The organism is Actinoplanes sp. NPDC048988, from assembly GCF_043197815.1.
Classification (GTDB): Bacteria; Actinomycetota; Actinomycetes; order Mycobacteriales; family Micromonosporaceae; genus Actinoplanes.
This window is the reverse complement of sequence record NZ_JBICTW010000001.1, coordinates 1023955-1044261: the sequence shown is the minus strand read 5'-3', so window position 1 is coordinate 1044261 and position 20307 is coordinate 1023955. Positions and strand designations below refer to the sequence as shown.

Annotated in this window: 18 protein-coding genes; 1 reads left to right on the top strand and 17 read right to left on the bottom strand. The window is 70.6% G+C overall.

Translation table 11 applies throughout. From position 1 onward, the window contains the following. Positions 1–306: 306 nt before the first annotated feature. The 11 genes from ACGFJ7_RS04580 to ACGFJ7_RS04530 form a co-directional block, all read right to left on the bottom strand. Positions 307–1509, bottom strand: a complete 1203-nt coding sequence (locus ACGFJ7_RS04580) for an acyl-CoA dehydrogenase family protein (protein WP_392640902.1) — start codon at positions 1507–1509, stop codon at positions 307–309. Continuing rightward, a complete protein-coding gene (locus ACGFJ7_RS04575) occupies positions 1509–2504 on the bottom strand; it encodes a phosphotransferase family protein (protein WP_392640900.1) in 996 nt (331 codons plus the stop codon). The genes ACGFJ7_RS04580 and ACGFJ7_RS04575 overlap by 1 nt, the downstream gene beginning before the upstream one ends. Continuing rightward, complete coding sequence (locus tag ACGFJ7_RS04570) at positions 2501–3277, bottom strand: SDR family oxidoreductase (protein WP_360243268.1); 777 nt, start codon at positions 3275–3277, stop codon at positions 2501–2503. Before ACGFJ7_RS04570 ends, ACGFJ7_RS04575 begins: the two co-directional genes overlap by 4 nt. Further along, the gene (locus tag ACGFJ7_RS04565) at positions 3274–4017 is read right to left on the bottom strand and encodes an SDR family oxidoreductase (RefSeq protein ID WP_392640898.1); all 744 of its coding nucleotides are present in this window, start codon (positions 4015–4017) and stop codon (positions 3274–3276) included. The genes ACGFJ7_RS04570 and ACGFJ7_RS04565 overlap by 4 nt, the downstream gene beginning before the upstream one ends. 71 nt (positions 4018–4088) lie before the next feature. Next, positions 4089–5357 carry an ABC transporter substrate-binding protein gene (locus ACGFJ7_RS04560; RefSeq protein WP_360243649.1) on the bottom strand — a complete coding sequence of 423 codons (1269 nt, stop codon included), beginning with the start codon at positions 5355–5357 and terminating at the stop codon, positions 4089–4091. Positions 5358–5397: 40 nt separating this feature from the next. Next, positions 5398–6438, bottom strand: a complete 1041-nt coding sequence (locus ACGFJ7_RS04555) for a branched-chain amino acid ABC transporter permease (protein WP_392640896.1) — start codon at positions 6436–6438, stop codon at positions 5398–5400. Beyond that, on the bottom strand, positions 6435–7313 hold the full coding sequence (locus ACGFJ7_RS04550; protein ID WP_392640894.1) for a branched-chain amino acid ABC transporter permease: 879 nt from the start codon (positions 7311–7313) through the stop codon (positions 6435–6437). The genes ACGFJ7_RS04555 and ACGFJ7_RS04550 overlap by 4 nt, the downstream gene beginning before the upstream one ends. 1 nt (position 7314) lies before the next feature. Continuing rightward, on the bottom strand, positions 7315–8019 hold the full coding sequence (locus ACGFJ7_RS04545) for an ABC transporter ATP-binding protein (RefSeq protein WP_360243259.1): 705 nt from the start codon (positions 8017–8019) through the stop codon (positions 7315–7317). Continuing rightward, the gene (locus ACGFJ7_RS04540) at positions 8016–8756 is read right to left on the bottom strand and encodes an ABC transporter ATP-binding protein (protein WP_360243256.1); all 741 of its coding nucleotides are present in this window, start codon (positions 8754–8756) and stop codon (positions 8016–8018) included. The genes ACGFJ7_RS04545 and ACGFJ7_RS04540 overlap by 4 nt, the downstream gene beginning before the upstream one ends. Positions 8757–8983: 227 nt before the next feature. Further along, positions 8984–9628, bottom strand: coding sequence for an alpha-ketoglutarate-dependent dioxygenase AlkB (locus tag ACGFJ7_RS04535; protein WP_360243253.1), 645 nt, complete (start codon positions 9626–9628; stop codon positions 8984–8986). 77 nt (positions 9629–9705) lie between these two features. Next, a complete protein-coding gene (locus tag ACGFJ7_RS04530) occupies positions 9706–11355 on the bottom strand; it encodes an MFS transporter (RefSeq protein ID WP_392640891.1) in 1650 nt (549 codons plus the stop codon). Positions 11356–11445: 90 nt separating this feature from the next. On the opposite strand from ACGFJ7_RS04530, the gene ACGFJ7_RS04525 reads away from it, so the two are divergent. Further along, positions 11446–12171: a TetR/AcrR family transcriptional regulator gene (locus tag ACGFJ7_RS04525; protein ID WP_392640889.1), complete on the top strand. Its 726-nt coding sequence runs from the start codon at positions 11446–11448 to the stop codon at positions 12169–12171. Here the strand turns inward: ACGFJ7_RS04525 and ACGFJ7_RS04520 are convergent. The 6 genes from ACGFJ7_RS04520 to ACGFJ7_RS04495 all read right to left on the bottom strand — a co-directional run bounded on the left by ACGFJ7_RS04520 (position 12168) and on the right by ACGFJ7_RS04495 (position 20300). Continuing rightward, positions 12168–13184: a succinate dehydrogenase/fumarate reductase iron-sulfur subunit gene (locus ACGFJ7_RS04520; RefSeq protein ID WP_360243244.1), complete on the bottom strand. Its 1017-nt coding sequence runs from the start codon at positions 13182–13184 to the stop codon at positions 12168–12170. The genes ACGFJ7_RS04525 and ACGFJ7_RS04520 overlap by 4 nt on opposite strands. Continuing rightward, positions 13184–15130 (bottom strand): fumarate reductase/succinate dehydrogenase flavoprotein subunit, encoded by a 1947-nt coding sequence (locus tag ACGFJ7_RS04515; protein ID WP_360243241.1) that lies wholly within the window; start codon positions 15128–15130, stop codon positions 13184–13186. Before ACGFJ7_RS04515 ends, ACGFJ7_RS04520 begins: the two co-directional genes overlap by 1 nt. Positions 15131–15146: 16 nt before the next feature. Next, on the bottom strand, positions 15147–15956 hold the full coding sequence (locus ACGFJ7_RS04510; RefSeq protein ID WP_360243238.1) for a hypothetical protein: 810 nt from the start codon (positions 15954–15956) through the stop codon (positions 15147–15149). A gap of 221 nt (positions 15957–16177) precedes the next feature. Next, the gene (locus ACGFJ7_RS04505; protein WP_392640886.1) at positions 16178–16711 is read right to left on the bottom strand and encodes a hypothetical protein; all 534 of its coding nucleotides are present in this window, start codon (positions 16709–16711) and stop codon (positions 16178–16180) included. Positions 16712–17403: 692 nt separating this feature from the next. Further along, positions 17404–18867: a TldD/PmbA family protein gene (locus ACGFJ7_RS04500; RefSeq protein ID WP_392640884.1), complete on the bottom strand. Its 1464-nt coding sequence runs from the start codon at positions 18865–18867 to the stop codon at positions 17404–17406. Then, positions 18864–20300 (bottom strand): TldD/PmbA family protein, encoded by a 1437-nt coding sequence (locus tag ACGFJ7_RS04495; protein WP_360243229.1) that lies wholly within the window; start codon positions 20298–20300, stop codon positions 18864–18866. Before ACGFJ7_RS04495 ends, ACGFJ7_RS04500 begins: the two co-directional genes overlap by 4 nt. Between the last annotated feature and the right edge of the window lie 7 nt (positions 20301–20307).

Genomic DNA, 20307 nt, shown 5'->3' with positions numbered 1-20307 from the left:
TTACGCCGGTGCCCGCGCTTACGCCGGTGCCCGCGCTTACGCCGGTGCCCGCGCTTACGCCGGTGCCCGCGCTTACGCCGGTGCCCGCGCTTACGCCGGTGCCCGCGCTTACGCCGGTGCCCGCGCTTACGCCCGGGCTTACGCCGCCGACAGCATGGCGCGGCCCGGACCCGAGGGCGTCAGCTGTGCGGCGCGGCCCGAGTGCGGCGACGCGGGCCGTGCGGTGCGACCCGGGTCGGGCGGCGTGGGCCGTGCGGCGCGGCCCGGGTGGGGCGGCGTCGGCTGGGGGATGGTGCAGCGTGTTGGTCACGTGGTGCTCCGGTAGCGGTTCAACTCCCGTCGGGCCAGGGAGCGCTTGTGGACCTCGTCGGGGCCGTCGGCCAGGCGCAGCGTACGCGCGGCCACCCAGAGGGCCGCGAGCGGCGTGTCCTGGCTTGTGCCGGCGGCGCCGTGGGCCTGGATGGCCTTGTCGACGATCCACTCGACGGTGGACGGCACGATGATTTTGATGGCCTGGATCTCGGTGTGGGCACCCTTGTTGCCGACCGTGTCCATCAGCCACGCGGCCTTGAGCACCAGCAGGCGGGCCTGCTCGATGCGCACCCGCGACTCCGCGATCCAGTCCTGCACGACCCCCTGCTCGGCCAGCGGCTTGCCGAACGGCGTGCGGGTGAGCGCCCGCTTGCACATCAGCTCGAGCGCCCGCTCGGCCATGCCGATCAGGCGCATGCAGTGGTGGATGCGGCCGGGGCCGAGGCGCGCCTGCGAGATCGCGAAGCCGCCGCCCTCCTCGCCGATCAGGTTGGTGACCGGCACCCGGACGTTCTCGAAGATCAGCTCGGCGTGTCCGCCGTGGTCGCCGTCGGTGTAGCCGAAGACCGTCATGCCGCGCTTGACCGTCAGGCCCGGCGTGTCCCGGGGGACCAGCACCTGGCTCTGCTGCACGTGCCGGGCCGCTTCCGGGTCGGTCTTGCCCATCACGATGAAGATCCGGCAGTTCGGGTTCATCGCGCCGGTGATGTAGAACTTGCGCCCGTTGATGACGTACTCGTCGCCGTCGCGCTCGATGCGGGTGCCGATGTTCGTGGCGTCCGACGAGGCGACCTGCGGTTCCGTCATCGCGAAGGCGGAGCGGATCGTACCGTCCAGCAGCGGCGCCAGCCACTGCTTCTTCTGCTCGTCGGTGCCGAACTCGGCCAGCACCTCCATGTTGCCGGTGTCCGGCGCCGCGCAGTTCAGCGCGGCCGGCGCGATCGATGGGCTGCGGCCGGTGATCTCGGCCAGCGGAGCGTACTGAAGGTTGGTCAGTCCGGCGCCGTGCTCACCGGGAAGGAAGAGGTTCCACAGGCCGGCGCTTTTCGCCGCGGCCTTGAGGCTTTCCAGGATCGGCGGCGGCTCCCAGCCGTCGCCGCTGTGATAGCCCGCCTCGGCGGGGTAGACGTGCTCGTCCATGAAGGCGAGCAGCCTCTTGCGGTAGTCCTCGGTCTGAGCGTCGAAGCCGAAGTCCATCAGTGTCCCTCCAGCGCCTCGTGGCCCCGCATGACCAGCGGTCCGACGAGGTTGCCGATCGTCTCGAAGCCCTCACCCACGGTTTGGCCCTGAACGTAGCGGTAGTGCACACCCTCGAGGATCACCGCCAGCTTGAAAGCGGCGAATCCCACATACCAGTGGAGATCACTCACATCGCGCCCACTGCGCTCCGCGTACCGGGCGCCCAGCTCGGCGATCGTCGGATGGCCGGGCACGCTCAGCGGCGCGGTCGGCTTGCCGTCCTCGCCGACGTTGAGTGGCAACCCGGCGTAGACGACCATCAGCGCGACGTCGCTGAGCGGGTCGCCGAGCGTGGACATCTCCCAGTCCAGGACCGCGTTGATGCCCAGGTCGTCGCCGATGAGCACGTTGTCGAGCCGGAAGTCGCCGTGCACCACGGCACCGGGTCCGCCGGCCGGGATGTCCACCGCGAGCCGCGCGTGCAGCTCGTCGATGCCGGCCACGTCGCGGCTGCGCGACGCGTCGAGCTGCTTCTTCCAGCGGCTCACCTGGCGCGCGTTGAAGCCTTCCGGCTTCCCGAAATCGCCGAGACCGATGGCGTACGGGTCGAGGGCGTGCAGATCGGCCAGCGTGTCCACAAGCGACAGGATCAGGCCGCGCAACGCGTCGGGGCCGAGCGCCTGGAGGTCGGCGACGTCGCGGTAGATCCGCCCGTCGACGTGCTCCATCAGGTAGAACGGCGCCCCGATGACCTCGGTGTCGGTGCAGAGCAGCACCGGCCGCGGAGCCGGGAAGCCGGCCTTGGACAGCGCCTCCAGGACGCGGTGCTCCCGGGCCATGTCGTGCGCGGTCGGCAGCACGTGCCCCAGCGGCGGCCGGCGCAGCACCCACCGCTTCTCGCCGTCGGTGACCGCGTACGTCAGGTTGGAGCGCCCGCCGGCGAACATCCGGCCGGTGAGCTCGGCGTCCGACCCCAGGTAGGCCCGCAGTCGTTCGAGGTCGAGTCCTCTCACCGGCTGCTCCCTTCGAAGGCCCGCTGCATCTTGTTCATGCCGCCCAGCCAGCGGTCGGTGTCGCCGGCCCGCAGACGATAGAACTCGGCCACCTCGGGATGGGGCAGGATCAGGAAGCTGTCGCCTTTCAGGGCCTCGGCCACGACCGTCGCGACCTCGTCGGGCTCCATGGCGCTCTCGGCCAGCAGCGCGGCGCTGGCGCTGCCCCGCTCGTTGCCGCGGGTCAGCATGTCGGTGCGCACCCCTTGCGGGCACAGCGCCTGCACGGTCACGCCGCGGTGGGCATACGTGGCGCGTAGCCACTCGGCGTAGGCCAGGGCGGCGTGCTTGGTCACCGCGTACGGCGCGCTGCCCAGCAGCGACAGCAGCCCGGCGGCGCTCACCGTGATCACGAGGCGCTTCTGTTCGCCCTGGTCGAGCCAGCGGGGCAGCAGGGCCCGGGTGACGTAGACGTGCGACATCACGTTGACGTTGAAGTCGCGCAGCCACACCTCGTCCGGCGTGCTCTGGTCGCCCGCCGTGAGCACGCCGGCATTGGCGCAGAACAGGTCGATGCCGCCCAGCTCGGCCCACGCCGTGTCGATGAGGTTGCGGGTGTCGTCCTCGTTCGCGGCGTCGCCGGCCACGGCCAGGCCGCCGATCTCGCTCGCGACCGCCTGCGCGGCGTCCGGGTTGAGGTCGTTGACGATCACCTCGGCCCCCTCGGCCGCGAACCGGCGGGCCAGGGCGGCGCCGATGCCGCCACCGGCGCCGGTGACCACGACTCGCTTCACTGGACGCTCCCGGTCAGCGTCACGCCGCCGTCGATGACGACGGTCTGCCCGGTGATCCAGGCCGAGTCGGGCGAGCAGAGGAAGGCGACCGCGCCGGCCACGTCCTCCGGCACGCCGAGGCGGGCCAGGGGATAGGCGGCCGCGACCTTCTCCTCCCGGCCGTCGTACAGCGCGGTTGCGAACCGCGTCTTGACCACGGCCGGGGCGACCGCGTTGACCCGGACCTTGGGCGCGAGCTCGACGGCCAGTTCCTCGGTCAGGTGGATCAGCGCGGCCTTGGTGACCCCGTAGAAGGCGATGCCCGGCGAGGGGCGGACGCCGGAGACCGACGAGATGTTGACGATCGCGCCGCCCTCGCCCAGTCCGCCCCGCAGGGACTCCTGGACCCAGCCGAGCGTGCCGATGACGTTCACCTCGAAGATCTTCCGGGCCGCGTTCAGGTCGATCGTGCCGAGCGGACCGTACACCGGGTTGATCCCGATGTTGTTCACCAGCGTGGTGACCGGCCCGAACTGCCCCAGCACGGTGTCGATCACCGCGGCCCGGTGGTCGGGGTCGTCACCCTTGCCGGCCACCCCGATCGCCACGTCCGGCCCGCCCAGATCCTTGGCGGCGGTGTCGAGCGCTTCCGCGTCCCGGCCCGTGACGCACACCTTGTATCCGTCGGCCACGAAGCGTTGCGCGATGGCGAACCCGATTCCCCTGCTGGCTCCGGTCACGATCGCCACTTGGTCCGCCATCGCCGCTCCTCAGTTTCTCTATTTGCACTATTCGTGCAGACACTAATTAGCAGTTGCCGCCGTCGCCAACCTTAGGCAGCGGGAATGCCGTTCTGCGGCGGGGTCGCCGCGGGCGAGTCATAGACCTCCACCGCTCCGTCCCCGTCGTCGGTGCGGTACGGCTTGCCGAAGTACTGCGCCTTGCCACCGGCGATCTTGGTGAGCTGCTCACCGCCGTACCCGGAATGATCCTTGTCCGAATAGCGCACCGGCACCAGGCCCGGCCCGGTGAAGCCGCCCTTCTGCACGGCGGCGATGATGCCGTCGCGGGTCAGGTCCTTGCCGGCGGCCTGGAGCGACTGGACGAACAGGTAGGCGACGGACATGCCGTAGACGACGTTGTTGTCCAGCTCGGCGCCGTTGTTGTACTCCTTGTTGACCTTGGTGTACAGCTGGATCCACGGATTGGCGTCGTCGTTGGCCAGCGGCAGGTAGTTCGCCGCCACGACTCCCTCGAGCAGCGGCGCGGCGGCGCCGAGCGTCTTGGCCAGCGTGGTCGGGTCGGAGCCGACGTTGCTCACCACGTACTGCGGCTTGAAGCCGAGCTTGGCGCCGGTGCCGATGGTGAGCGCGGTGAAGCCGGGCACGGTGGCGAGGACGACCACCTGGCAGCCGGCCGCCTTGAGCGCGCCGACCTGCGGCCCGACGTTCGGGTTGGTGGTCACGTAGGACTGCTTGGCCGCGACCGGGCCGAGCACCTTCTCGACGCCGGCCAGGCTGTCCCGCCCGAAGTCGTCGTCCTGCCCGAGGAAGCAGGTCTTCTTGCCGGCGTGGTTCTCCTTGACGTACGTGCCCAGGATCTTGCCCTCGACGGTGTAGTCGGGGTTGAAGCCGAAGGTGCCCGGATATTTGTCGGGCTGGTTCCAGCTGCGGCTGCCGCTGGCCACAAAGAGGTCGGGCACCCGGTTGGTCTTGAGGAAGTCGAGCACGCCGGTGTGTGTCGGGGTGCCGAGGCCGTTCAGGATCGCGAAGACCTTGTCCTGGAGCACCAGCTGGCGCACGACCTGCTGGGTGTTGGCCGGGTTGTAGCCGTCGTCCATGATCTTGTAAGTGATCTTGCGGCCGTGGACGCCGCCGTTGGCGTTGACGTAGTCGAAGTAGGCCTTGGTGGCCGGCGCGATCTTGGAGTACCCGGCGGCGGCCGGGCCGGTGAGCGGCATGTGCGTGCCCACCACGATCTCGGTGTCGGTCACTCCCGGCGTGTTTCCGCCGCTGCTGCTGCCATTACTGTCGCCCGTGTTGCTGCAACCGGCCGCGGCCAGCAGCACGGCGGCGAGGACGATCGCGGTGGTGCGTTTCATCATCGGCCTTTCTGCGCACAGATCTCAGGGAATTAGGGGGTTACGAGCCCGCTCGGTGCGCGGGTTTCCTGCCGAGGCGAGCCCGCCAGGAGCGCGGGATTCGCAGTGACGCGAGGCCGCCCGGGGCGGCCAGCATGACGACGACGAGAACGACGCCGAAGAAGGTGAGGGCGAGGTTGCCCTCGAGTCGCTGGGATCCGGACGCCTCGCCGATCTCGTGAGCGACCGCGGGCAGCGCGACCAGCAGGAAGGCGCCGATCACGGCCCCCGAGAGCCGGCCCAGACCGCCGATCACGATCGCCATCACCAGGAAGAGCGAGAGCGTCAGCGGGAAGGCGCCGGGAGACACGCTTTGGGCGAGTACGGCGAACAGGGCGCCGCCCAGCCCGGCGCCGGCGGCCGAGATCACGAAGGTCCAGACCTGCGTCCGGGCGATGCTGATACCGGCCAGCTTGGCGGCGGTCTCGTCGTCGCGCACGGCCCGCATGTCCCGCCCGAATCGGCCCCGCGTGACCAGCGCCAGCGCCAGCACCGTGACCAGGGCGCCGCCCCAGCAGACCCAGGCCTGCCACTGCTCGACGGTCATCGACTCGGGCGGCGGGTTGAGGATGACCGACAGACCCTGGTCGCTGTTGAAGGTCTCGTCGAACGTGCTGGTGACCGACGGGACGACCACGGCGACGGCGAGCGTGAGACCGGCCAGATAGGGTCCGCGCAGCCGGGCCGCCGCGAGCCCGATGACCAGTCCGGCGACCGTGGTCACCAGGACCGCCACGACGATGCCGACCGCGAGCAGGTTGAACTTGTTCTGCCAGAGCGCCAGCGTGTAGGCACCGGTGGCCATCAGGGCCCCGTGTCCCAGCGACAGCTGTCCGTTGAGTCCGGTGAGGACGGTCAGCCCGGCCGTGACGCAGAGATACGCCCCGATCGTCGCCAACTGATAGATCCGGAACGGCGGCAGCGTGTACGTCAACGCGACCACCAGCACCGCGCCGAGCGCGACCATGAGGAACGGGTTGAGCCGCCGCCGGGTGACCGGCGCGATCATCCGAGTGGTGACCCGATCTCGAAGCACCGTCATGCCGTCCTCGCTTTCGATCGGGCGAACAATCCGTCGGGCCGGCCCAGAAGGACGACCACGAGCAGGCCGAGGACGGCCATCGGGGCGACCGTGGCGCCGAGGTAGCCGCTGATGTAGGACAGGACGAGGCCGACGACCAGGCCGCCGATGACCGCGCCGATCGGGCTGTCGAGCCCGCCCAGCACGGCGGCCGTGAAGGCCGAAATGAACAGCACGTCCATCGCCGTCGGGTGCAGCCCTAGCTCGGTCGGGATGACCAGCATCCCGGCGAGCGAACCGACCCCGGCGGCCAGCGCCCAGCCCAGCGTGAGCATCCCGCCGACCGGCACGCCGAGCAGGCGCGACACGTCCGGCGCGAAGGCCGCCGCCCGCATCCGCAGGCCGGTCGGCGTGCGGGTGAACAGCAGGGTCAGCAGGACGACCACGGCGCCCACGGCCGCGAAGACGAACACGTCGTAGCGCGAGAGCAGGGCGACGCCGCCGATGTTGAAGGCGTCCCGGCTGAACGGCGCCTCGGCCGGCCGGAACTCGTTGCCGTAGATCATGCCGAGGACGCCCTGGATGATCAGTACGAGCCCGAGCGCCACGACCACCCCGTTGAGCGGCGAGGAGTGGTCGACGAAGCGCATCACCACCCGCTCGACGGCGGCGCCGAGCAGCAGCCCGGCCACGAGCGCCACGGCGAACCCGACCCAGTACGAGCCGGTCGCGTCGGCCACCGAATAGCCGACATACGCCGTGGCCACCGCCATCGCGCCCTGCGCGAAGTTGACGATCCGGGTGGCCCGCCAGATCAGCACCAGGGCCAGCGCGAACGCCGCGTAGACGGCGCCCCGGCTGAGCCCGTCGAAGGTCAGGAACAGGAAACGGTCCATGTCAGAACCCCAGGTAGGCGTGCCGGAGATCGGCGTCGTCGGCGAGCGCCGCGGCGTCGTCGCGGGCGGCCACACGGCCCAGCGAGAGCACGACGCCCTGGTCGGCGATGGAGAGCGCGCTGCGCACGTTCTGCTCGACCAGCAGGACGGCCAGCCCGGTGCGGTCGCGCAGGTCGCGCAGCAGCGCCATGATCTGGCCGGTGACCCGCGGCGCGAGCCCCAGCGACGGTTCGTCGAGCAGGAGCAGCCGGGGCTGCGCGGCCAGGGCGCGGCCGATCGCCAGCATCTGCCGCTCCCCGCCGGAGAGCTGATGGCCGAGGTGCGAGCGCCGCTCGGCGAGCCGGGGAAACAGCTCGTAGATCGGCGCGAGTGGCGGCTGCGGCTTGCGCCAGAGACCGCCGAGCCGCAGGTTCTCGTCGACGGTGAGCTCGGTGACCACGCCGCGGCCCTCGGGCACGTGGGCGATGCCGTGCCGGACCAGCCGCTCGACCTTGACGCCGCGCAGGTCGACGCCGTCGAAGACGACGCGGCCCGCGGCCGGCGGCAGCAGCCCCGAGAGGGCGCGCAGCAACGTCGTCTTGCCGGCGCCGTTGGCGCCCAGCACGGCGACGATCTGTCCCTCCTGGACGCTGAGGCTGACGTCGTGCAGCACCGGCGCGGCCCCGTAGCCGACCGTGAGGCCGTCGACCTCCAGCAACGCGCTCACGCGGCCGCTCCCAGGTAGGCCTCGGCGACCTTGTCGTCGTTGCGGATCTCGGCGGGCGTGCCGAGCGCGATCGGCTTACCGAAGTCGAGGACCAGGATCTCGTCGCACACCGACATGACCAGGTCCATGTGGTGCTCGACCAGCAGGACCGTGCAGTCCGACTCCTGGATGAGGGTGGCCAGCCAGCGGATCTCGTCGGCGTCCAGCCCACCGGCCGGCTCGTCGAGCATCAGAATGCGCGGCTTGGCGGCCAGGGCGCGGGCCAGCTCGACCCGCTTACGTTTCGCATAGGGCAGCGAGGCGGGCAGGGCGGCCGCGTGCTCGGCGACGCCGCAGCGCTCGAGCGCGGCCCACGCCTCCTCCTCGTGTTTGCGGGAGCGCGCGCCGACCAGCACGTTGTCTAGAACGGTCATGCCGTTGAACTGGCCGACGCCCTGAAGAGTGCGCGCGATGCCGCGGCCACTGAGGTGGTGGGGCCGGGGCCGGAAGGCCCGCCCGTCGAGCGTGATGGCGCCCGACTGCGGCGACACGAAGCCGCAGATCACGTTGAACAGAGTGGTCTTGCCGGCGCCGTTGGGCCCGATGATGCCGACGACGCGCCCGGGCGGCACCCGGAGCGACACGTCGTCGAGGGCGAGCAGACCACCGAAGCGGACGGTTATGTGTTGGAGCGCGAGCCCTTGATCCTCGGAGGAATCGGAGCTCGCGGTCGAGGACGCTGACGAATCCGTTGACATGGTCACCTCGGCTCGAACCGGCAGAGTGGCCTGTACAGACGGGCGCCGGGCAGCGACGTCCGTCCTGTGTAGAAAGTGAAGGTCAACTATTTACACTTGGAGTGTAACTTTCTGGCCGAGCACGTCAACCGTCTGTTTCCATGTTGTTTCATTCGGCTTTTACCGGCATGATGCAGCGCCCCGCGGGCCGTCGGCCCCGGGTCGTCTCCGAAAAGCTCAGGCGGGCGTCAAGCCACGTTGATGGGGCGGAACTGGACGCTGATCCGCGGCCCGACCGGCTTGGCCGTCTTGAGGATCGCGTGCTCCCAGGTGCGCTGGCAGGACCCGCCCATGACGATCAGGTCGCCGTGACCCAGCGGGAACCGCAGAGTCTCGTGGCCGCCCGCGCGGGGCCGCAGCGAGAGCTGGCGCGGCGCGCCGAGCGAGACGATCGCGACCATGGTGTCGTGGCGGGCCGAGCGGCCGAGCGTGTCGCCGTGCCAGGCGACGCTGTCGCGGCCGTCGCGGTAGAGGCACATGCCCGCGGTGACGAAATCCTCGCCCAGCTCCGCGGCGTAATGTCGGTTGAGCTCGGCCTTGGCGCCGGTCAGCGCGGGGTGGGGCAACTCCTCGTCGCCGCCGTACCACCGCAGCAGGCGCGGGACGTCGACGACGGAGTCGTACATCTGCCGGCGGTCGGCTCGCCAGTCGATGCCCAGCAGGGTCTCGAAGACCTCGCCGGAGCCTTGGAGCCAGCCCGGCAGCACGTCGACCCACGCCCCGGCGGTGAGCTCGTGGCGTTTCAGGCGCCCCGCGAGCGGCCCGACCTCGGTGGCCGGGCCGCCGCTCTCGTCGGCGAGATCGAACATCGACGGCTGATAGGTGCTGGTCATGGCGCAAGCTTAGTACGGATGTTCGAAGATCGTTTCGGCCCTGTGGATAACTCGGAGTCGCTGGAAATATCCGGATATCAAGGCCGCCCAGAGGTGGCTTGAGAGGAAGGGGTGGCTCCGGCGGAGGGGGTAGCGGCGGAAGGGGCGGCGGCAGTGGGGGAGGAGCCGTCGAAACGGGAGGCGGTGGGGGAGGGAAGGTCGGCGGTGGGGGAGGGAAGGTCGGCGGTGGGGGAGGGAAGGTCGGCGGTGGGAGAGGGAAGGGCGGCCGGCTTCGGGCGCAGAACAGAGGCGGCGACCACAGCGGCGATCACGCCGCCCACCACGCCGACCAGGGCGGTGGCGGAGATCGCCTCGACGAAGGAGCTCTGCGCCAGCCGGGCCAGAGCCGCGTCTCCCGTCGACGCCGCGACACCGAGGGCGTCGCCGATCGAGCGGCGGGCCTCCTCGGGGGCGTCGGACGGCATCGCCCCGCGATAGGCCGCGGTCAGCACGCTGCCCAGTACCGCCACGCTCAGCGCCGTACCCACCTGCTGCACCGTGTCGTTGACGGCCGAACCCACGCCGACCCGGTCCGGTGGCAGCGCGCCGAGGAGGGTCCCGTAGGCGGCCGGGCCGGCCGTGCCGCTGCCCGCGCCGATCACCACCAGGGCGATCGCCAGGCGCGCGTATCCATCGCCCGGCGCGAGCGAGGCCAGCACGCCGAACCCGCCCGCCATCAGCAGGAGCCCGGACGCGAGCGCCACCCTCGTACCGAACCGTTTGTCGACCATGACGCCGATGCCGTTGAAGACCACGGCGGTCACGAGCAGCGGGACGAACGCCAGGCCGGCCTTCATGGGCCCGTACCCGAGAACGAATTGCAGATATTGGGTCAGGGCGAGCAGTACGCCGCCGGCCGAGAACGACAGCAGGACGATCGACAGGCTGGCGCCGCCGAAATTGCGGTCGCGGAAGAGCGTCAAGGGCAGCATCGGCTCGGCGACCCGTCGCTCCCAGAGGGCGAACGCGATCAGCCCGGCCACCGCGATCGCGAATCCGCCGAGGGTGGTCGCGGCCGACCAGCCGTCCTGCGCCGCGCGGATGATGCCCCAGATCAGGGCGGCCATGCCGACCGTGGACAGCAGGGCGCCGATCACGTCGGGACGGGACGCGCGGCCGTACGACTCCGGGATGACCACGAGGGCGGCCACGACGCCGAGGATCGCGATCGGCACGTTCAGCAGGAAGATCGAACCCCACCAGAAGTGCTCCAGCAGCAGGCCGCCCAGGGTGGGCGCGCCGAGCGAGCCGAGCATCAGCACCGAGCTCCAGATCGCGATGGCCTTCTTGCGCTCGGACTCGTCGAAGACCGTGGTGAGGATCGACAGCGTGCCCGGCATGAGGAACGCGGCTCCTACGCCCATCAGGCCGCGGACGGCGATGAGCTGCCCGGGCGTCTGGCAGAGCGTGGCCAGCACCGACGCGCTGCCGAAGACGATCAGGCCGGTCACCAGCCCGCGGCGGCGGCCGTGCCGGTCGGAGAGGCTGCCGGCGGTCAGCAGCAGACCGGCGAAGACCAGGATGTACGCGTCGATGATCCACTGAATGTCGGCCGAGCTCGCGCCCAGGTCGCGGATGAGCGACGGGATGGCGATGTTGAGCACCATGTTGTCGACGACCACCACCAGCAGGCTCAAACAGAGCACGCCGAGGATCAGCCAGCGGCGCGGGTTGCGTTCTTCGTCCATGAAAAGCCCCCGTTCTCGAACACTGTGCGATTGACTCGCACACCGTACCAGTCGACTCGAACACTGTGCGAGTGGCTTTAGGATGGGCTCATGACCTCGAAGTTCGCCGACTCGGTGTGGCTGCGCCCGCCGCGCACCCGCAACGGTCAGCCGACCCTGAGCCGGGAGCACATCCTGCGCGCCGCCATGGAGATCCTGGACGCGGAGGGCCCGGCCGGGCTGAGCATGCGCCGCCTCGGCACCAAGCTCGGCTCGGGCGCGACCTCGCTCTACTGGCACGTAGCGAGCAAGGACGAGCTGCTCGAACTGGCCGTCGACGAGGTGATCGGCGAGATCTACGTGCCGGAGCCGGGCGACACCGGCTGGCGCGTCGGTGTCTCGGTGTGGGCGAACGGCATGCGCTCAGCGCTGCTGCGTCACCCGTGGGTGATCGGCCTGCTCGGTACCCATCCGACCCTGGGGCCGAACGCGATGCGCATGGGTGATCGGATCGTGCAGTTGCTCACCGGCGCCGGCTTCACGGGCATGCCGCTGTCGCATGCCAGCGCGCTGATCAACGCGCACGTCATCGGCGCCGCGACCACCGAGGCGGCCGCCCAGTCCGCGATCAAGCGGAGCGGCCTGGACCTGGCCGGCATGGCCGAGCAGGTGAAGCCCTATGTGGAGAAGATGGCCGCGGAGCACCCCGCCTACGACGAATGGCGGCGCAACGCCGGCGTGGCCGGCCGGGACCAGCAGCAGCTCCTGGACGAAGGGTTCGCCTTCGGCCTGGAGCGGCTGCTGGACGGCCTGGAACTCTGGTTGACGAAGAACTAGTGCGCGCTGGGGTCGGAACCCGAGTCCGCCCGGTCGGCCGGGCGGCTGTAGGACACCTCATCCGGAGGGAGCGGGAAGGAGATGTCGTCGCCGAACGGTGACGGGCCGCCCTGGGTGGGCAGCGAGATCTCGGAGACGTCCATCCGGCCGTCCTCGCGGACCGGCGCGTTCTCGGGCATCCGCGCGCTGGAGAACGGAGTGGCGTCCCCCGCCCCGGTCACCCCGGTCGAAACGCTCGGCGCCATGTTGGCGGTTTCCAGCTCGTCGCGACGGAAGATCTTGCGGCCGAGCCAGACCAGGGGGTCGTACCGCCGGTCGACCACGCGCTCCTTCATCGGAATGATCGCGTTGTCGGTGATCTTGATGTGCTCGGGGCAGACCTCGGTGCAGCACTTGGTGATGTTGCAGTAGCCGAGGCCCTGGTGCGCCTGCGCGTACTGTTTGCGATCCTCGCGCTCGTCGAGCGGGTGCATGTCGAGCTCGGCGGCGCGGATGAAGTAGCGCGGGCCGGAGAACGCGGCCTTGTTCTCCTCGTGGTCACGGACGACGTGACACGTGTTCTGGCAGAGGTAGCACTCGATGCACTTGCGGAACTCCTGGCTCCGCTCGACGTCGATCTGCTGCATGCGGTAGTCGCCGGGCGCCACCCCGGCCGGGGGCGCGAAGGCCGGCGTCTCACGAGCCTTCTCGTAGTTGAAGGACACGTCGGTGACCAGGTCGCGGATGACCGGGAAGGTCCGCAGCGGCGTGATCGTGACCGTCTCGCCTTCCTCGAAGGTGGACATCCGGGTCATGCAGCCCAGCTTCGGCTTGCCGTTGATCTCCATCGAGCACGAGCCGCACTTGCCGGCCTTGCAGTTCCACCGGCAGGCCAGGTCGGGCGTCTGCGTGGCCTGAAGCCGGTGGATGATGTCGAGCACGACCTCACCCTCGTTGACCTCGACGTCGAAGTCCTGGATCTCGCCGCCGGACGAGTCGCCGCGCCAGACGCGGAAGTGGCGCTTGGTGCCCATTACTTCGCCTCCGTCTTGCTCTGTGCGTCGGTCCGTGCCCCGGGGATGTGCGCCTCGCCCGGAGCGCGGCTCAGCTCGTCCTCGGTCATGTATTTCGCGAGCTCGCTGCGGTCGAACAGCTCGATCAGCTCGTCCCGCATGGTCGGCAGCGGCTTGCGCTCGAGGTGCACGTCGCCGTTCTTGTCGAGCGAGCAGACCAGGTTGACCTGGCGCCACTGCGGGTTCATCTGCGGGAAGTCCTCACGGGTGTGCCCGCCGCGCGACTCCTCCCGCTCGAGCGCCGCCTTGGCCGTGCACTCCGAGACGATCAGCATGTTGCGCAGGTCGAGCGCGAGGTGCCAGCCCGGGTTGTAGAGCCGTCCGCCGGTCGCGCCCACATTGGCCACCCGCAGTTTCAGCTCCTGCAGCCGCTTGAGGGCGTCGGTCAGCTCGCCCGCCCGGCGGATGATGCCGACCAGGTCGCCCATCACCGCTTGAAGATCTTGTTGCAGGGTGTACGGGTTCTCGCCGCTCTGCCTTTGCAGTGGCGCCAGGGCGGTCGTGACCGCCGCCTCGACGTCGGGCGTGTGCACACGCGGCTTCTGGGTGAGCGAGTCCGCGTACGCCGCCGCGTGCTCCCCGGCGCGCTTGCCGAAGACCAGCAGGTCGGAGAGCGAGTTGCCGCCGAGCCGGTTGGAGCCGTGCATGCCGCCGGACACCTCGCCCGCCGCGAACAGGCCGGCCACCGTGCCCAGGGCCGCACCCGAGTCGGGGTCGACCTCGACGCCGCCCATCACGTAGTGACAGGTCGGCCCGACCTCCATCGGCTCCTTGGTGATGTCGACATCCGCCAGCTCCTTGAACTGGTGATACATCGACGGGAGCCGCCGGGTGATCACCTCGGCCGGCATCCGGGTGGAGACGTCGAGGTAGACGCCGCCGGCCGGGGTGCCCCGGCCCGCCTTGACCTCGGAGTTGATCGCGCGGGCGACCTCGTCACGCGGAAGCAGCTCGGGGGGCCTGCGGTTGTTGTCGGGATCCTCGTACCACCGGTCGGCCTCTTCCTCGGTCTCCGCGTACTGCTTGCGGAAGACGTCGGGCACGTAGTCGAACATGAAGCGCTTGCCGTCGGAGTTGCGCAGCACGCCGCCGTCACCACGGACCGACTCGGTGACCAGGATGCCCTTGACGCTCGGAGGCCAGACCATGCCGGTCGGGTGGAACTGGAGGAACTCCATGTTGATCAGCGTCGCGCCCGAGCGCAGGGCCAGCGCGTGACCGTCGCCCGTGTACTCCCACGAGTTCGACGTGACCTTGTAGCTGCGGCCGACCCCGCCGGTCGCGAGGACCACGGCCGGCGCCTCGAGCAGGATGAACTCGCCGGACTCGCGGTAGTAGCCGAAGGCGCCGGCCACCCGGTCACCGTCGAGCAGCAGCTCGGTGATGGTCGTCTCGGCGAAGACCCGGATCCGCGACTCGTAGTTGCCGGTCTCGGCGAAGTCCTCCTGCTGCAGCGACACGATCTTCTGCTGGAGGGTGCGGATCAGTTCGAGGCCGGTACGGTCGCCGACGTGCGCCAGCCGCGGGTATTCGTGACCGCCGAAGTTGCGCTGGGAGATCTTCCCGTCCTTCGTACGGTCGAAGAGCGCGCCGTAGGTCTCCAGCTCCCAGATCCGCTCCGGGGCCTCCTTGGCGTGCAGCTCGGCCATCCGGAAGTTGTTGAGGAACTTGCCGCCGCGCATGGTGTCGCGGAAGTGCACCATCCAGTTGTCGCGGCTGTTCACGTTCCCCATCGCGGCGGCCGCGCCGCCCTCGGCCATGACCGTGTGGGCCTTGCCGAACAGCGATTTCGAGATGATCGCCGTACGCTTGCCGGCCAGCCGGGCCTCGATCGCCGCCCGCAGGCCGGCCCCGCCGGCCCCGATGACGACGACGTCGTAGTGGTGTCGTTCGATGCGAGTGCTCATGTGTGCGCGCCGCCCCCTAGCCGACGAACCGCAGGTCGGAGAACCAACCGGCCGACAGCGCCATGACGTAGAAGTCGGTGAGCGCGAGCGTGCCGAGGGTGATCCAGGCCAGTTGCATGTGGCGCGTGTTCAGCTTGGACACGAAGGTCCAGAACCGGTAGCGCACCGGGTGTTTCGAGAAGTGCTTGAGGCGGCCGCCGGCGATGTGGCGGCAGGAGTGGCAGGACAGCGTGTACGCCCAGAGCATCACCACGTTGCCGACCAGGATCACGTTGCCCAGCCCGAAGCCGAACCCGCCGCCCGGACTGCGGAAGGCGATGATCGCGTCCCAGGTGTTGATCACCGAGATGATGGCGGCGGCGTAGAACGCGTACCGATGGGCGTTCTGGAAGATCAGCGGGAACCGGGTCTCACCCGAGTACTTGCTGTGACCGTCGGGCACGGCGCAGGCCGGCGGCGAGAGCCAGAAGGCGCGGTAGTACGCCTTGCGGTAGTAGTAGCAGGTCAGCCGGAACAGCAGCAGGAACGGCAGCGTGAAGGCGGCCTCGGGGATCAGCCAGAAACTCGGCAGCGGGGTGCCGAACAGCGCCGCCTCGGGAACGCACCGATCGGTGACGCAGGGCGAGTAGAACGGCGTCAGATAGTGGTACGCCTCGACGAAATACCACTTGTGCATGAAGACGCGGACCGTCGCGTACGTGACCCAGGCCGCGAGGCCAACGAAGGTGATCAGCGGTGGAAGCCACCACCGGTCGGTGCGCAACGTCTTCGCCATGATGGCCGCGCGCGATCGGCCCGCGCCCGGCCTCGTTGCCGTCGTCGTCATTCGATCTCCTGATCGTGCCTCTGTCCTTGGGACCCGGCTGTGAACGAGCGGGGAGCCTCGACAGCCGCCGTGATGTGGAGCACACGTTACGCCGAGGGTCAGACAGTTTCGCGCTCAGGGATGCGGTCTGGATCACAAAATTCGACCCCCATCACATCGACAAGATCAAAAGCGTTAATGGATCTTGCGTCGTACGTGCTGAGGTAGACAAATAGGACGAATCACAGGTCCGGCGCGGCGAGGCGGCGGATCGACCCCGCACAGGCGGCCGGCGAGGCGTCGACGAGATCGTCGGAGACCGGTTCCCCGTCGGAGTTGCGTGGCACGACGTAGAAGGCCGGGGTGTTCGTCCTGGCCTGCCGGTCGAGAGCGTCGGCGAAGACAGCGCGGGCGTCGATCAGCTGCCGCCAGTCGTCCTGGCTCTCGGCCGACGGCCCGTCCGCCACGAAGATCCGTACGGCCGCGTTCTCGTTGCGGATGGCAGTGGCCCGGGCGACCGGGCTGGTGGCCGAACCCGGCGGAACGAGCTTGTTGAGCCGCCGTTCCAGGTCGAGGCACCGGTCGTCCCGCGCCTGCCGCACGTCACGGGCATCAGAGGCTTGATCCCGTACGCCGTCGACCGCATCGACCACCGCAAGCGCCCCCACACAGAGCGCGATGACGATGATGGCCGCCCCCACCGAGATGGCGGCCACGAACCATTGCCGCCGCCGGCGAGCCCGCGCCCCGCCACCCGCCGGCCCCAGCCCGAACATCCGCCGCCCCCGAACGCTCGTGGGCGCGGCCCTGCCCGGCGAGAACCCCGCCGACGGCACACCACCCGAAGATCCGCCGGCCGCCGCCCCTCCCGCAGGCGCGGCTCCGCCGGTCGCTCCTGCGCCATCCCCTCCGCCGGTCGCTCCTGCGGCATCCCCTCCGCCGGTTGCGCCTGCGGCATCCCCTCCGCCGGTTGCGCCTGCGGCATCCCCTCCGCCGTTTGCGCCTGCGGCATCCCCTCCGCCCGGCGTGGCCCCTTCTGCTCCAGACCCGGCCGAAAAAGAACGAGCCCCGGCCGACGATGAGTCAGGCCCGGCCGGAGATGAGCCGGCTCTGGCCGAGGAAGAGGAGTCGGGAGGCCCGGAGACCGGGGCCGAAGAGGACGGGAACCCGGACGTGGATGTGGGAGAAGGCGGAGTCGGTGACACGGCGGGAAACCCGCGGGCGGGTGTGGGAAAGTCGCCCGGCGCCGCTCCGCCCGGCGTGCCTCCGTCGGCCGGCCGGCGGCCGGGATCCGGGTCGCGCGGCGTTTCGCTCACCGGCTCAGTGAAACACGCCGGTCAATGCTCCGACCCCGCCCAGCGCCCGCCCGGCCCAGCGCCGACCCGCCCCCAGCGCCCGCCCGGCCGAGGGAGGAGGCCGGGTGGGCGGGGCGGGGGAGGAGGCCGGGTGGGCGGGGCGGGGGTGGGGGTCAGCCGGAGGCGTTGCCGGTGAGGTTCCAGCTGGCCAGGTGGAGGGCGGGGGCCGCGTAGCGGGTGCCGGACCAGCGGTCGGGCAGCAGCAGTGACTCGCTGCCGATGCCTTGGACCGCGCCGGGGGACAGGGCCTGCGGGTAGGACTGGGTGAAGCGCATGTTGCTCACCGGGGCCACCACCTCGCCGTTCTCGATCAGCCAGACGCCGTTGCGGGTCAGGCCGGTGATGATCAGGGCCTTCTGGTCGAGGACCCGCGTGTACCAGAAGTCGGTGATCAGCAGGCCGCGCTCCATGCGGGACACCAGCGGGCGGGCCGATTCCGCGATCGGGCTGTCCGGACCCGCCGGGGGCATCTCCGGCTCGGTCGCGGGTGGGGCCGCCTCGAGTCGCATGTGGGCGGCCATCGGGCCCCACGAGCGGGAGGTCGGCGACGCGTGGCCGGTGGAGGTCGTGCCCGCGTCGGCGGCCGAGGCGCGGTCGTGTGTCACGGCCTTCGTCACGCCGTCGCGTACCAGCACCAGCGACTCGCGGGGCGTGCCCTCGACGTCGAACGGCAGGCCCGGGGCCGGCTCCGAGCGGCTGCCCAGCGGCTCGTCCACGATGGTCACGGCCGGGTCGAACTGGTCGGCCCCGAGCTCGGCGAACGATTGTTTCTGGGCGAACGTCCGGCCGTTGAAGCCGAAGAGCGCGAAGTTGTCGAGCAGGTCGGCCACCGCCTCGGGCTCGAGCACCACCTCGTACCGGCCCGGCGGCAGTTCGACCGGGTTCCGCGCCGCCCTCGCCTTGGCCGCCGCCCGCGCGCCCAGCGCCGCCCCGTCCAGGCCGGCCAGGCGTCCACCGGCCAGCCGGGCCACCCCGTCGGCGCCGTCGAGGCGGGCGATGCCGTCCATCGCCGCCTCGGCCGTGCGGCCCTCGACCGCCTGCCCGGCGCTGTTGGCGAAGGCGGCCGACGTGTACGTCGTACGGCAATAACCGGCTGTTTCGAGCCCGCCCGCCGCCCGGACGAAATCGCGCACCCGCTCGGCCCGCTCGGCCGGCGTGGCCCGGGCGGTCGCCTCGTCGAAGCCGAAGTCGAGACCCGACCGCGGGCCCGAGCCGTGATGGCCGGCCGAGCCGTGCAGCGGCGACGGCGGGGTGAGGCCCGGCCACGTCGTGTCGGGCGGGCTCAGCCGGGCCGCCGTCACCGTGCGCTCGACCAGCCCGCGCAGGCCGGCCGGCTCGAGCACCGTGGTCGAGCTGCTCGCCGAACGGCCGTCCAGGTGGAGGCGGAGCCGGATGGTGGTGGTCGCCTCGGCCACGTTCTGATGGATGGCCGAGTTGGCGAACCGGGTCAGCGCCTCGGCGTCGTGGCGCACCGTCACCTCGGCCTCGGCGGCCGGGCCCGCGACCTCGCGGACCAGCTCGATGACACGGGCCGCGAGCTCGAGCTCGGCGCCCGTCCGGACGATGTCGGCGGTCATCCCCGCACCCCCACACGCACGTTGGTGAACCGGGCCGGAGCGGCCGGATGGCCGGTGTGACCCACCTGGCCGGGCTGGCCCTTGCCGCAGTTGGGCGTGCCCCAGGCGATGCTCTCGGAGGAGAGCATGTCCATCGACTGCCAGAACTTTGGGCCGATGCCGGTGTAGGTCGGGTTACGCAGCATGCGGCCGAGCTTGCCGTTCTTGATCTCGTAGCCGATCTCGCAGCCGAACTGGAAGTTGAGCCGCCGGTCGTCGATCGACCAGGACCGGTTGATGTCCATGAAGACGCCGTCGTCGGTGGCCGCGATGATCTCGTCGAGCGTGTGCGGGCCCGGCTCCAGGCCCACATTGGTCATCCGGACCATCGGCAGCCGGGCCCAGCCGTCGGACCGGACGCTGCCCGCGTAGTCGAGGCCGGCCACCGCGGCCGAGTCGCGCCCGGCCAGCACGCCCACCCAGATGCCGTCGCGCACCGCGTCGCGCTTGGTCGCCGGTGTGCCCTCGTCGTCGAACCCGAAGCTGCCCAGCGCGCCCGGGATGCCCGGGTCGATGGTGATGTTCATCAGCTCGGAGCCGTAGCGCAGCGAGCCCAGCTGCTTGAGGTCGAGCCAACTCGTACCGGCGAACGCCGCCTCCCAGCCGAGGATGCGGTCGAGCTCGATGGCGTGCCCCACCGACTCGTGGATCTGCAGCGCCAGCTGCTCGCCGCCGAGCACCAGGGTGGTCTCGCCGGACGGGCACAGCGGCGCGGTGAGCAGGGCGCGGGCCTCCTCGGCCATGCGCGGCGCGTGGCCCACCAGGTCGAGGCTGTCGACCAGTTCCCAGCCGCTCGTGCCGTACTGCCCCCGATGCGACGGCCAGGAGCGGCGCTGGATCTCGCCGTCACCGTAGGCGCTCGCGGTGACGCCGGCGCCGCACTCGCGGATGTGCTGGTCGATGCGGTGGCCGTCGCTGGAGACGAACCACTTCCGCGTGTCCCAGATCTGGTAGATGCCCTCGGCCAGGTCGGCGCCCGCCTGCTTGGCCGCCGCGGTCGCGTTCACCAGCAGGTCGCCCTTGGTGGACAGCCCGACGCCGAGCGGGTCGATCTCGCACCCGCTGGCCCAGCTGGCCTCGACCGGGTCGCCCGGCACCAGCTCGACCGGCGGGCCGGGGACCGTGGCGCTGGCCGTGGCGATCTGAGCCGCGCGGCGGCCGGCGGCGCGGGCCGCGGACTCGGACAGGTCGGGCACCGCGAAGAAGCCCCAGCTGGAGCCGACCAGAGCCCGGACGCCCAGGCCGGCGCTCTCGCCCGAACCGAGCTCCTCCACGTCGCCGTCGCGGGCGGTCATCGACTCGGTGCGCCGCAGCATGACGCGACAGTCGGCGTAACGGGCGCCGGCGTCCAGAGCGGCTTGCACCGCCGTGGCCGCCTCATCGAAGTGGCTCATGAACCGA

Coding starts and splice junctions, on each gene's coding strand:
- ACGFJ7_RS04530 (WP_392640891.1), bottom strand. CDS start 11,355: ATGGACGAAGAACGCAACCCGCGCCGCTGGCTGATCCTCGGCGTGCTC.
- ACGFJ7_RS04550 (WP_392640894.1), bottom strand. CDS start 7,313: ATGGACCGTTTCCTGTTCCTGACCTTCGACGGGCTCAGCCGGGGCGCC.
- ACGFJ7_RS04515 (WP_360243241.1), bottom strand. CDS start 15,130: ATGAGCACTCGCATCGAACGACACCACTACGACGTCGTCGTCATCGGG.
- ACGFJ7_RS04560 (WP_360243649.1), bottom strand. CDS start 5,357: ATGAAACGCACCACCGCGATCGTCCTCGCCGCCGTGCTGCTGGCCGCG.
- ACGFJ7_RS04500 (WP_392640884.1), bottom strand. CDS start 18,867: ATGACCGCCGACATCGTCCGGACGGGCGCCGAGCTCGAGCTCGCGGCC.
- ACGFJ7_RS04520 (WP_360243244.1), bottom strand. CDS start 13,184: ATGGGCACCAAGCGCCACTTCCGCGTCTGGCGCGGCGACTCGTCCGGC.
- ACGFJ7_RS04495 (WP_360243229.1), bottom strand. CDS start 20,300: ATGAGCCACTTCGATGAGGCGGCCACGGCGGTGCAAGCCGCTCTGGAC.
- ACGFJ7_RS04565 (WP_392640898.1), bottom strand. CDS start 4,017: ATGGCGGACCAAGTGGCGATCGTGACCGGAGCCAGCAGGGGAATCGGG.
- ACGFJ7_RS04580 (WP_392640902.1), bottom strand. CDS start 1,509: ATGGACTTCGGCTTCGACGCTCAGACCGAGGACTACCGCAAGAGGCTG.
- ACGFJ7_RS04505 (WP_392640886.1), bottom strand. CDS start 16,711: ATGTTCGGGCTGGGGCCGGCGGGTGGCGGGGCGCGGGCTCGCCGGCGG.
- ACGFJ7_RS04525 (WP_392640889.1), top strand. CDS start 11,446: ATGACCTCGAAGTTCGCCGACTCGGTGTGGCTGCGCCCGCCGCGCACC.
- ACGFJ7_RS04535 (WP_360243253.1), bottom strand. CDS start 9,628: ATGACCAGCACCTATCAGCCGTCGATGTTCGATCTCGCCGACGAGAGC.
- ACGFJ7_RS04540 (WP_360243256.1), bottom strand. CDS start 8,756: ATGTCAACGGATTCGTCAGCGTCCTCGACCGCGAGCTCCGATTCCTCC.
- ACGFJ7_RS04510 (WP_360243238.1), bottom strand. CDS start 15,956: ATGACGACGACGGCAACGAGGCCGGGCGCGGGCCGATCGCGCGCGGCC.
- ACGFJ7_RS04555 (WP_392640896.1), bottom strand. CDS start 6,438: ATGACGGTGCTTCGAGATCGGGTCACCACTCGGATGATCGCGCCGGTC.